The organism is Lactobacillus sp. W8093 (assembly GCF_016100925.1).
In the GTDB taxonomy this organism is placed as follows: Bacteria; Bacillota; Bacilli; order Lactobacillales; family Lactobacillaceae; genus Lactobacillus; species Lactobacillus helsingborgensis.
In genome coordinates this window covers 16,856-28,956 of the sequence record NZ_JACFRL010000011.1, presented here as the reverse complement: position 1 = coordinate 28,956, position 12,101 = coordinate 16,856, and the positions used below count along the sequence as shown (strand labels likewise).

Sequence of the window (12,101 nt, the reverse complement as noted above, 5' to 3'; positions counted from 1 at the left end):
CACACTATCTACATTGATCCATTTTGCGTTGCCATTATTTGGTTAATGATTGAATGAATCATAGAGCTATAAATAACTGAATCTAAGATCATCAAACATAAAAATATAATAGCAAACGCGATTAAAAACCCATAAATTTTATCGCGAACCGCTCCATCATCACCAAACAAGATAACGTGTTGACTTGCGATAAATAAGCCTAACATAACCAAAAATAAAACAACGACAAATTTAATACTGTTAAGTCCCAGAATCATTAATAAAAAGAATGCTGCTGCCAGAATTAGGTTTAAATTGCAAGCATGGGCACTACGGTTAACAAACTCTAAAAAGCTGAGCTTTCTGTCATAAATATATCTGTAGCCAGCATAAAAGCCACCAATTACTACTGCTTCAAAAATGACTACAACCACAAATATTTCAAGCATGATGTTAAACGGGACATGAAAATTTTCCCAGCCGCTAATGTTGCTGCCTCTATGATTAGCCCAATCAATTAACGTATTAATAATAGTGTTGGCACAAAAATACAGACCTAAAACGATTAGAGCGTCTTTAATTAAAATCGTTAGCCAACCATACCAACTAGCTACATTGGGATTGCTAGTCCCCGGATTACGCCAAGAATCAACACACCATTGCCAGTAATTTTGAAATTGTCCTTCCGTTTTGTTCGGTGTATTGACATTTTGAACTTCTGGTTCAGTCTGTTGGGGTCCTGTTTTTGCAGTATTTTGCACTAAATCAGCAGCAGACACTGTTTTTTCTTTTTGAACATCAACATTGCGTAAATCATAACCACATGACGTACAAAAATTAACATCTTTTTCCATCATGGCGCCACACTGAGGACATTTTTTCATAGATAACTCCTTCATAAATCTACTAACTTCTATATTTATTTACTAATTTATTTATACCACTATTTAAAAACATGATCTTAGCTTAAAAATCTAGAAATAGCTCATTAACACTTTTTTATTTCAACCTAGTTAATAATTTTTAAATATTACTAAAAAAGCAGAATACTCGTTAAGTTTAAAATTATTTATAAACACTGTCAAATAAGATTGCAATTACTACATTAATACAATTTAAGGTTTTCCAATTATTCAGACGTATATGTAGTAAACTAGAAATTAAAAGAAGATTTGTAGATATGTATGAGGTAAAGATATGAAAATTGTTAATTTAGATAGTTATGCTCTAAATCCTGGTGATTTAGATTGGTCAGCGCTTGAAAAATTAGGTGAATGCAAATTTTATGATCGTACTCCAGTGGACGACGATGATGAAATTTTAAAGCGGATTGGGGATGCTGAAATTGTTTTGACTAACAAAACGCCCCTTGACGAAAAAGTCCTTAAGACTGCGCCTAACATCAAATATATTGGTGTGACTGCTACAGGTTATAACATTGTTGACACTGCTGCAGCTCGTGAAGCTGGCATTCCTGTAACTAACATCCCTACTTATGGTACTGATGCGGTTGCCCAATTTACTTTTGCATTGCTACTTGAAATTACCAGTCAAGTTGGCTTACATAACAAATTAGTCCATGAAGGTCGCTGGAGCAGCAACCCTGATTTTACTTTTTGGGCAAAACCGTTAATGGAACTAAACGGTAAAACTTTAGGATTAATTGGCTTTGGCAACATAGCTAAAAAAGTGGCAGAAATCGGTCATGCTTTTTCTATGAACATAATTTTTTGGAACCATCGGCCAAAATCAGATTTACCAGATTACGTTAAGCAGGTTGAACTTGACGAACTTTATCAAAAAGCAGATATCGTCAGTTTACACGTGCCACAAACTCCAGAAACTACGGAAATGATTAATCAAGGGGCAATTGCTCAAATGAAGGACGGCGTCATTTTAATTAATACTGCTCGTGGCGGTTTAATTAATGAAAAAGATGTCGCAGACGCTTTAAATGAAGGCAAGATCGCTGCAGCGGGGATTGATGTTGCCCAAAAAGAGCCCATTCCTGCTGACAGTCCACTTCTTTCTGCTAAAAACTGTTACATTACCCCTCATATTGCTTGGGCACCGCGCGAAACTCGCAATCGTTTGCTGGGTATTGTCGTTGAAAATCTGCAGGCATTTCTAAAAAGTGAAAAATTAAACGTCGTAAATTAAATATCATAATCAAAAACCAGTAATCTTGATTGATTACTGGCTTTTTATTCTAAAAATTATTTTCCGTGCTTGACCTTGACGTTACGTCAACCAATATACTTAATTTTGCAAGTGAGGAGATTTTAAACATGTCGTATTCTATCAATAAACTAGCAAAACTAGCTGGCATTTCAACACGAACTTTACGTTATTACGATAAACAGGGACTTTTAAAAGCGCGCAGGAATCCCGAAAATAATTATCGCTATTATGAAGAAAGCGAAGTTGATCAATTGCAGAAAATTCTATTTTTAAAGCTATTTGACTTGCCACTGGAACAAATAAAACAGGTAATGCAGACTTCACCGGAAACTCAATATCAAGTTTTACGAAATCAGCGCAGCAAATTAGTTGCTCAAGAGCAATATCTGGGTGATTTGATTAGGAATTTAGACAAGACACTTGCAACAATGAAGGGAGAAGCACAAATGACTGACACGGAAAAATTTGCCACATTAAAAAAAGAAATGATTACCAAAAATGAAAAACAATACGGTTCGGAAATCAGGAAGAAATATGGGGATGCTCAAATAGATCTTAGTAATGAAAAGTTCAGTTCTTTATCTGCAGATAAATTAGCACATTTCAAAAAACTGAGTGCGGAAATTTTAACTGAACTAAAGAACTTTAATACGACTACTGATATCAAACTAGCTGCTGCCAAGCACCTTTTCGACTTACATAAAGAATATTTACTGACAATTTGGCCTAAAGGTCAGTATTCGGGAGAAGCACATAAGAAACTTGCCCAAATGTATGTGTGTGACCCACGTTTTAGCAAATATTATGAAGAAGGCACCGGCAACCCTGACGCTGCGAAAATATTGAAAGCAATCATTGACTACTATGCGTAAACGTCTTTAATCTATATAAAGTTAGTTGCAAAATAAAACCTTTCAAATATAAATTCGTTAAGAATTGTTTGGCTCTGTAATTTATCCTGTTGATGACTTATTCATGTGATAAGCCGTTAGTAGATTTTTATTATATAAAAAAGAGAACCTCTACCTCTTGTTTCTTGTAATAGAATATTAACTTTACCTCATATTTTATAGAAAGCTTGAATTATCTTCTATTTTAATAATTATATTAAATTTGCCCTTGATATTAAAGATCAAAACATTGTTCTTGAAGATTATTTCTTCCGTTTGCTTAATGACCTTAAGAGGAAAGTTTTCATCAGCGGTTTTGCAGATGTCAGAACAGTTTCTTTGGACCTGAATTTTTACTATTAGGACATTGTGTGAGAATTCGCTTTCCCAACGCTGAAATCGTGATTGATCGCTTTCACATTGTACAAATGCATACGCGCTCCTTCAACTCTCTGCGCGTGCAGGGCATGAAGAAATTAAAAAAGGACCAGCAAAGAATATAAACTCCTTAAATCACCGTGGAAATTGTATTTCAAGAAGTATCAGGAATTCGAAAAATTTCATCCGTAGTATAAGCAGTATAATTGGCACTACAAAAACAAGCTGACGCAAGAGAAAGTAGTAAGCCAGGAATAGCACGGAGTGAGGAGCTCACTTATGCTTACAACCTGTTGCAGTCATTTTATGATGCCTTTGGTCACCAAAGATCCGCATGCAATTACAAAAGTCATTCACGCTAAAGAAGAAGTTGGCTAGCAGATGCATCAAACATTGCTAGCTTTTAAGCATAATCCAAAAGCAGATAAAAATATCGTCATATTTCTATCTGCTTCCTACTTTAGGATGTTTGATAAAGAGCCAAAAAGCGATGAAATCCGTAAGGAAATCATGGTTCTTTTTTCATGGTCTGAGAACTAGTTTTTTCCAGACAATTTGTATTGCTTTTCATAATCATTAATATTTTTAGTCATATAGACTTTTCCAAACTGTTGAAAGGTGGTATTTTTTCCCATTCATTACGGTAGTTAACCATTTTTCTTAAGAATAGGTATGAGTTAACTTTTATCTTTTTTAGCTAATTTGCTATACATATTAAATAGAAAGGCAACTGCATCACTTTCCGTTGTATTCCTAACCGATAATCCGTATGCTTCCATTACTGCACGATCATTATTTTGATGAGCTTTCAAAAGTTTAGATGGCATAGTTAACGGATCATATAAATCGGCAAGTGAATTGTCAGGATATAAAGCACGTGCATCTAAAATTGCTTGAGCTGTTTTTTCTATCTTTTTCTTTTGCTCATCAGTAGGATTAGGCCATGGAAAATTGTTATAAACAATTTTAGCAGAATATCTATATCTTGTTTCTAAACGGCCAGCAACTACACGCATCCAACCCATATGCACATTCGATTCTAAAATACCAAAATCGTATAATGAGGCATTTGGAATTATTAAATTAGCATTTGTAGAAATAGTATTTTCATCAAAATATCCCATAGGTATATATCTTCGTTTTGAAGAAGTAGTACTCGGTACAACAATATAAGATTTAAAATTATATGTTTCTCTGAATTCAGTTGGCCTTTCAGCAAGCTTTTTTGTTCCTTCAGGAGCCTCTCTTCTTAATCGAAATTCTTTTACTGCACTTACACGTTTCAAAACATTAGGCATATTTCTTAGAATACTTGGTTTAACACCTACTAACCATAAACAATATCTTGGCTTATTATATAAAAATTCTTTTGCACCTATTAATTTTTTAAAATAAGGTTGTGCTTTCGGTTCTTTTTTTAAAAAAGATTGCATTTCGGTCTCTTTAAATATTAAATTTCCACCGTCAGTAGGCTGAACTCCCTTAATCATTTTATGAGCATTAATATTAATTGGTATATTTCTTCGGGTTATCAATATATTTGGCATATCCAATAGGTAGCCATTTATATTAGTTGCATTGGCTCGGACTGTATCATCTATGATAAATTTGGATTTATTATAAAATTTACTGAATCCAATAATTACAACATGTACTGTTGCACCATTTTTAGCTTCACTGAACCACTGAAACGATCTATACGCAAAATCAATATGGATTTTATTTTCTAAGAGATATTTCCATAAAATTCCAGGCTGTTCTCCTTGAGTAATACTGTTTGTAGAAACATATGCCACTCTTATTTTACATTTTTTAATATAATCAGATGCTTTTATATACCATCCTGCAACATAATCTAGTAACCCTGTATTTTTAAAACCTGGTAACAAATTTTTAATTTCTTTCTTCTGTTCCTTATTTTCTGAATTTGCTCCTATAAACGGTGGGTTACCCATAATGTAATGACATGCATAATTAGGTAAAACTTTGTTCCAATCCATTGTTAAAGCATTACCTTCATGAATATGCGTATAAGTCTTTAATGGAAGAAAGTCCCAACTAGCATAAAAAATATCTTTTGTTTCTTCTAGCATTTGGCTTTCTGCAATCCAAAGAGCAGTTTTTGCAACTGAAACAGCAAAGTCATTAATTTCTATACCGTAAAATTGCCTAATAGATACCTTAATCACGTTTTCACTTATGTCAGTATCTAAAACTGGGTTAGGATATATTAACTTGATAGCTTCATTTTCCAATTTTCTAAGTTGCAAATATGTTTCTGTTAAGAAATTCCCAGAACCACAAGCAGGGTCAAAAAAGGTTAAGTTAGCAATTTTATCTTGGAACGTTTTAGCTTTTTTCTTTAATGTTGCAGGTTGTTTAGTTTTCTTTATTTCATTAAATTCATCTTTTAAATCATCAAGAAACAAGGGATCAATTACCTTATGAATATTCTCAACAGAAGTATAATGCATCCCACCCTGGCGTCTCGTTTCCGGGTTTAAAGTAGATTCAAAAACCGCGCCAAAAATAGTTGGACTTATTTCAGACCAATCAAATTCATTACTAGCTTTATTAAGTAATAAATCTCTCAGCTCATCAGTAAACGAAGGAATTTCAATATCCTTTTCTGAAAACATTCCGCCATTAACATAAGGAAATTCTGCAAGTTTAGGTTCATCATCAGCTAAATAAGGATCCCTATCTTCTACCTTTGTGTCTAAAACTTTAAAAAGATTGATCAATGCTGATCTAAAATGATGTGCATCAAAGTCTTCAAGGTAATCATGAAACATATTTTTGCGGCCAAAAATACCAGCATCTTCTGCATAAAGACAAAAAACAATCCTTACACAAAGTTGATTAATACTTTTTTGTGAATATTGACTATCAGGATTTTTATATTGTTTTAAAAGTTCATCATAAATTAGCCCAACTAATTCTCCCGCATTAATTGAAACTTGCTTTTCTTTTTCTAAATGTTGATTGCTACTATCAACTAGAAAATCTAAGCGATAATATTCAGTTACAAGATCTTTTAATTCAATTTTATCTGGTTCCGACTTGGGATGCTCCATGTCATAAACACGAAATTCTTTAAAATTGCAAGTTACAATCCAACGTGGACGTTTTGAATAAGACAACCCAGCAGAATACCTCTGGGCTTGTTGAAACGGAGTGAGAGATGTTTTATCAGATTGTCTGATTGGCTTATCTAAGTCTTTATTACTACCCTTTTGCTCAATCATCACATGAGTCTGATCAATATATGCATCAATAAAACTATCGTGTTCAAGATGCACCTTTTCCTCAAAATGAATAAAATTTTCTGGTTTTTCTACATCTAATACATTATGTAACAATGCTAACCAGAATGACTGACTGTCTTGTTTTTCACGCCCACGATTTTTCCAATCATTAATAAATTTTTTTGCATTTTTCTTTTGTGTTGCAACATCCATTATTTTATCCTTGTAATTAATCTAGTAATTAATTCTATTATACAAGATAGCGTTTCTATTAGAATATAAAATCTCGAACCAAATTCAGTTTTTATATTTAATTGCAGGAAACTTTTACCTGGCAAGAAATATAAGCATATACATAAAATTATTTTAAAAGACTATTTCAAATTTCAAACATATCAACGGATAAAACAGCTATGCAGATTGGTACTTTTTTATTTGATCGTATTCTTTACCCTTTTTTATCTTAGCATTACGAAAATCTATATCTTCCTGCAAATTTAGAAAATACTTGTCACTCATTCCAAATATTCTTCCTAATCTAATAGAAGTATCCACTGTTATTCCAACTCTATCATGCAATATATTTTTAATTTTTGAAGTTGGCACACCTATTAATTTTGCTAGTTTATATGCTGAATTTTGTAGCGGCTTCATAAATTTTTCTTTTAATATTTCTCCAATTGTGGGAGTTGGAATTTTACTCATTTTATTAAACTCCTAATTAGTGATAATTAAAATTGGATCTATAATTGCTAAAAAGCTTGTGAACTTATCTAAATAGATACTTTTTCTGAATTGTTTTTAGTACAAATATTTATAATTTAATATACTAATAAAGTGATATAATAGGAAAAAGTCTATAAATTAAGCTTTGTTTCCAATCATTCGATAATTTTTTTCTTTAGAAAATGAAAATATTATTTATATATTGTATAAATACCTTGCTTAGCTGAGAAAAATTTATATTGACTTTTGATCTTTCTCTTACATCAAGGATAAAGATTAGGGTGCAAAAATAGCTAAAATAAAGTTGTCAGAAAGGAAAGTACATGTTCGAATTCGAAATTCAAAAAATCCCTGATAATGAATCAAGAGAGTATCTAAAAGAAGTTATTTCATCTTATGAAAATAAAAATTACAGATCAGCCATTGTCATGCTTTATGCGGCGGTAATGGCAAACATTATTGATAAATTAGACTATCTCGATAAAAATTATAAAGATAAAGCAGCAAAAGATATTTTGAAAGATATACAGGATAATAAAAAAAACTATGTTCCATCTAAAGAAACAAAAATGATCAAAAAAATAGAAGAAAATATGCCAGATTTTTTAAGTAAACAGGCTTTTGCCACAATCGAGGGACTTAAAAATTGGAGAAATTTATGTGCTCATCCAAATCTTGATTCTAATTCATTGAGTAGATTACAAGAACCTAGCATGGAAATTGTCTCCGGTCTTATTCGAGAAAGTCTAGATAACATTTTCCTCCAACAAGCTCATCCCAATGGAAAAATTGTTGAACACCTAGTTACAGAATTGGCTTCTAAAAGTGATGCTCTTCTTATTAACGATGAAGAGACATTGACCGATTTTTTAAAACTAAAATATTTTGTCGAAATTGACAACAATGATAAAATTTATATCTATGTGTTAAAAAATATATTCAAATTTACGTTTTGCATCGATGACATTGATTGTAATAAAAATAGAAACATACTTTATAAAACTTTAGCTATAATGATTGATCATAAACCAGACCTGACTAAAAAATATTTTCAAGAATCATCAAATTTATTTAAGAATGTTTTAGTTAATTCTCCTGATGTATTTGAAAAATTAAGCCTATTATTTCAAAGATATCCTGAGCTATATTCAAGTAATGTTCCTAAGTTTTTAAAAGAAAATCTTGTCAAGTTTTCATATAAAGATCCAATAACTTATTTAAAGAACTACTTTATTGATTCTAACAGCATTGCCCAACATCAAAATAAACTACTATCTTCTTCTGACAAAGTGTATACAAGTATGTACGGATCCAGCAGAGCAGATAATATGGATAAAATAACTCTCGCAGAATATTTCTTTGAACTTATAAATTGTTATATACCAAATATGCAGAAAAACGATCTTATAAATTATACAAATGAAGTTCAAAAGCTGTATAACATATATTCAAGAAGTGGCTATTCACATCAATTTTTTGAGCTAGCAAATATTATTTACGCACATTCTTCGTCTTACGATTCTGCTAATAATATATTTACATCTTGGATAGCGCCATTTCTAGAAAAATACGATAAAACAGCAATAGAAGATTTAATTCAAAAAGCAGATAATAATTCTCAATGCTATGAACGAAGGTTTGCTAGCGTTGATCATTTTAGCGTTTTTCAAACTTATAATAAGTTACTTGATACATCACTCTCGATTGAAGAATTCAAAAACAGGTACCCTAGATTTGCTAATTATTATGATACTTGGAAAAATAGTCTATTATAGCCTGTTCATCATATTTTTTAAATACTCTTATTCACTAGACACACTACGAACATAATTAGATATTATTGTGCTTACTGATGTGCCTATTTATTTAAAATCATAATTATTTATGTTTTCTAAAATTGAGCAAAACACTTTCAGATACTGTCATAATGGAACTTTTTTGAGCGGTTTTAAAATATTAAACAATAAAATTATGCTGATTGCCAGAGTAGCAAAACACTTTAAAGTCGTACTACTCTAGCATTTATAACTATTGTATCTAATTTTGTGTGACTAATTGTGAACTGACGATATTTAACATATCTTCGTTCTTATCTTGATCAACATGAACATAAACTTTCATAAAAGTTTTTAATGAATGACCTAATCGATAAGCTGCCCAAGGGTAACTCATACCTGGAATGTTGGCTAATTTGGTTGCCACCGTATGACGACAAGTATACATACTAACACGCAAGCCACGATTATTAACACCAATCTTTTTACAGATTTTACGTATCATATCATTTAAGCCACGTTGATCTATTGGCATCCCTAACGAACATAAATTATAGGTAGTTAATGCTAATAAAATATAATCCTGCTCATTATCTAAACCATATTCTTGCAATACATCAGTTTGCTTGTCTTTAAAGATCATTAATGTCTTATACAAAGTTTCAGATATTGGCAAAGTTAATCTTTTAGCGCCTTTAGGTCTACTTTTTAAATGACCGTTTAATTTCTTTGCTTTGCTATTCCATGAATCGCTAATTTCAAACACTACTTTATCATGATCTTTAGTTAAATCTGTCCATTTCAAAGCTTGAATTTCTTGCGGTCGCATTCCTGTTTCCAAAGCTATCCAAATTGCCAAGCGACTACACCAATAATTTGTTTTAGTCAAAGCTAAACGTTTTTTAATATCTGCAATAATAGCAGTAATTTCTTGATCAGTAAAAACATATTTTTCATCTGGTACAGTCATCTCATCATTGCGAAAGAACTTATACAGAGCTTTTACAGGAACAGGATTTTTTACAATATTATCTAATGAACCAAAATAACATCTAATAATCTGTAACTGGCGTTCGATAGTTGCATGTGGCGCAACACTTGCATGATGTTTTTCAACATAATCACGAGCAAATTGCCTGATATCAGTTTCAGTAATATCTTTTACCTTTTTATCACCAAAATAATCTTCTAATAGCCTAACTGTATAAGTCCACGCTTTATAAGTAGTTGCAGATTGCCATCTACCTAACTTATGCTCACTTTCAATAAAACTTTTATATGATTGCACCAGTGGTTGATTCAGTTCCTGATAATTACCACGTGGATTAGAACGAAAATCTACCCACATTTTTTCATAAAGAGCTTTAGCTGCCCGATAATTGTCCGCAACTTGACTAGGAACTGGAATAACTTTTCCAGTATGTTCATCTCTTGGCTGTATTCTTACGCGATACTTACCAGCTTTCTTACCTTTATTAATTTTACTAATTGGCATGTTTACTCTCCTTTTATTTTCAAGAAGAACATACCCTTGACCACTTTAAATTTTACCATAGTTCCTACCGATTTCTAATCCAACTTACCACTTCATCATAGTTATAGAACTTTCTACCTCTTGGAGTTACGCGGTGAAATGGCATACCTAATTTAGTTAATTTAAAAAAGTAGGTGCTAGAAATTTCTAACTTTTCTGCTATTTGCCTAGCATTAAGTAATTCATTGCCAAACATTTTTTCATCTTCTTTCATTGTTTTACTTACCTTCAAATAATTCTTCATATTCAGATTCACTGTCTTTAAATACTTCTGCAATAAATTTGGGTGTAATATGGATTGCATGAATTCGTCTTTTAAGCTGCTCAAAAGTATCTGTTCTTTCGTCAGCAATCTTCACATGTTGATAAAATTCAAACGGACTATAAGGAGTAGTAATAATCAACATTTCAATGTTCAATTTCACATCATGATAACGTCTTGGCGCTACTTTATCATGCTCATATGGATCTAATAGCCTTAATAAGTCGGCATATCTAAAATCATTGGGACGCAAATCATTCAAAATTACATAATGTTCACCATGATAATCTTGAAAGTAATCCCGACTGCTGCCTAAAATAGCAACTTTTTCACCACGAACTAGCTTGTTGGCATAACGTGTTTTACCAACTCCTGCACTGCCCCATAACCAAATTGTTTCTGCTTTGCGATCATGATATTCATGTAACCATTCTTCATGCTTTTTGTCCGCGATTAATTTGGTAATATTGTCAATCACACTTTTTCTTTTGGCAACTTCAGCTAAACCAATAATATCCGCTAATTCTTGATAATCAATTTCTTCATTAGCATATTGCGTTAAGAAATTAGCCACTACTTTAGAATTTAACCTGCTTTGGTTAACACTGCTTTGTATTTCAGTAATCCTTGCGGGAAAATCAAATGAAGCCACCACACTATTAGGATCGTATTGATACTTATCTTTAGCTTCCAATGTTGCATGAATTAGATAGCTATAAGCGTTACTGATTCTTCCTTGCCAAACTTCTAAATATTGCGGTTCATCATTAAAAAGCCTTACAACATGAGAAAGTATTTGCGGATTAGCATATTTTAAGACCACATGTAGATGTTTCCTAATTAGCTTATTATCTTGATCAAAATCTTGGTCATGAATTATATAAGCCCACTCTTGAATATTAGCCTTAGTTAAAATATTGGTTAGTTCAGTAAAATCTATCTTTAAATGGTCAAAATCTTGCATGTACATAAACTGTCTAGCTCTAATCTCTGCCATATAATTCCCTTCTGCACAGTTTGCACACTTTTAACATTTGCCATAACAAGCCCAGCAAATGTTGTTATATCAATGCTTAACACACTTGCACAGTAGAATATTTATAAATTATGCAAGGTGCCATTCTTTTT

General features: G+C 32.0%; 9 protein-coding genes and 1 pseudogene. 4 read left to right on the top strand and 6 right to left on the bottom strand.

Annotation, left to right across the window (positions count from 1 at the left end):
* Window positions 1–8 precede the first annotated feature (8 nt).
* Window positions 9–863, bottom strand: coding sequence for a zinc ribbon domain-containing protein (locus H3T47_RS07985; RefSeq protein WP_158593312.1), 855 nt, complete (start codon window positions 861–863; stop codon window positions 9–11).
* Window positions 864–1,176: 313 nt separating this feature from the next.
* On the opposite strand from H3T47_RS07985, the gene H3T47_RS07980 reads away from it, so the two are divergent.
* The 3 genes and pseudogenes from H3T47_RS07980 to H3T47_RS09305 form a co-directional block, all read left to right on the top strand.
* Complete coding sequence (locus H3T47_RS07980; RefSeq protein WP_109918057.1) at window positions 1,177–2,139, top strand: D-2-hydroxyacid dehydrogenase; 963 nt, start codon at window positions 1,177–1,179, stop codon at window positions 2,137–2,139.
* A 128-nt stretch (window positions 2,140–2,267) separates the two neighbouring features.
* Window positions 2,268–3,032: a MerR family transcriptional regulator gene (locus H3T47_RS07975; RefSeq protein ID WP_199283118.1), complete on the top strand. Its 765-nt coding sequence runs from the start codon at window positions 2,268–2,270 to the stop codon at window positions 3,030–3,032.
* Between the two features lie 342 nt (window positions 3,033–3,374).
* Window positions 3,375–3,605, top strand: a pseudogene (locus H3T47_RS09305) (transposase); the annotation flags it as partial.
* A gap of 500 nt (window positions 3,606–4,105) precedes the next feature.
* Here the strand turns inward: H3T47_RS09305 and H3T47_RS07965 are convergent.
* On the bottom strand, window positions 4,106–6,889 hold the full coding sequence (locus H3T47_RS07965; RefSeq protein WP_199283116.1) for a DNA methyltransferase: 2,784 nt from the start codon (window positions 6,887–6,889) through the stop codon (window positions 4,106–4,108).
* 198 nt (window positions 6,890–7,087) lie between these two features.
* Complete coding sequence (locus H3T47_RS07960) at window positions 7,088–7,381, bottom strand: HigA family addiction module antitoxin (RefSeq protein ID WP_199283115.1); 294 nt, start codon at window positions 7,379–7,381, stop codon at window positions 7,088–7,090.
* Between the two features lie 344 nt (window positions 7,382–7,725).
* Between H3T47_RS07960 and H3T47_RS07955 the strand changes: the two genes are divergently transcribed.
* Window positions 7,726–9,177, top strand: coding sequence for a hypothetical protein (locus tag H3T47_RS07955; RefSeq protein ID WP_199283114.1), 1,452 nt, complete (start codon window positions 7,726–7,728; stop codon window positions 9,175–9,177).
* 262 nt (window positions 9,178–9,439) lie between these two features.
* Here the strand turns inward: H3T47_RS07955 and H3T47_RS07950 are convergent, their stop codons facing one another.
* The 3 genes from H3T47_RS07950 to H3T47_RS07940 all read right to left on the bottom strand — a co-directional run bounded on the left by H3T47_RS07950 (window position 9,440) and on the right by H3T47_RS07940 (window position 11,970).
* Complete coding sequence (locus tag H3T47_RS07950) at window positions 9,440–10,672, bottom strand: tyrosine-type recombinase/integrase (RefSeq protein WP_038521395.1); 1,233 nt, start codon at window positions 10,670–10,672, stop codon at window positions 9,440–9,442.
* A 64-nt stretch (window positions 10,673–10,736) separates the two neighbouring features.
* A complete protein-coding gene (locus H3T47_RS07945) occupies window positions 10,737–10,955 on the bottom strand; it encodes a hypothetical protein (protein ID WP_199283146.1) in 219 nt (72 codons plus the stop codon).
* Window positions 10,930–11,970: a Rep family protein gene (locus H3T47_RS07940; RefSeq protein WP_038521390.1), complete on the bottom strand. Its 1,041-nt coding sequence runs from the start codon at window positions 11,968–11,970 to the stop codon at window positions 10,930–10,932. The genes H3T47_RS07945 and H3T47_RS07940 overlap by 26 nt, the downstream gene beginning before the upstream one ends.
* Window positions 11,971–12,101: the final 131 nt, after the last annotated feature.

What these genes read in the sequence shown, in the direction of transcription:
- H3T47_RS07985 (WP_158593312.1), bottom strand. Translation starts at nt 863, where the DNA reads ATGAAAAAATGTCCTCAGTGTGGCGCCATGATGGAAAAAGATGTTAAT.
- H3T47_RS07980 (WP_109918057.1), top strand. Translation starts at nt 1,177, where the DNA reads ATGAAAATTGTTAATTTAGATAGTTATGCTCTAAATCCTGGTGATTTA.
- H3T47_RS07975 (WP_199283118.1), top strand. Translation starts at nt 2,268, where the DNA reads ATGTCGTATTCTATCAATAAACTAGCAAAACTAGCTGGCATTTCAACA.
- H3T47_RS07965 (WP_199283116.1), bottom strand. Translation starts at nt 6,889, where the DNA reads ATGGATGTTGCAACACAAAAGAAAAATGCAAAAAAATTTATTAATGAT.
- H3T47_RS07960 (WP_199283115.1), bottom strand. Translation starts at nt 7,381, where the DNA reads ATGAGTAAAATTCCAACTCCCACAATTGGAGAAATATTAAAAGAAAAA.
- H3T47_RS07955 (WP_199283114.1), top strand. Translation starts at nt 7,726, where the DNA reads ATGTTCGAATTCGAAATTCAAAAAATCCCTGATAATGAATCAAGAGAG.
- H3T47_RS07950 (WP_038521395.1), bottom strand. Translation starts at nt 10,672, where the DNA reads ATGCCAATTAGTAAAATTAATAAAGGTAAGAAAGCTGGTAAGTATCGC.
- H3T47_RS07945 (WP_199283146.1), bottom strand. Translation starts at nt 10,955, where the DNA reads ATGAAGAATTATTTGAAGGTAAGTAAAACAATGAAAGAAGATGAAAAA.
- H3T47_RS07940 (WP_038521390.1), bottom strand. Translation starts at nt 11,970, where the DNA reads ATGGCAGAGATTAGAGCTAGACAGTTTATGTACATGCAAGATTTTGAC.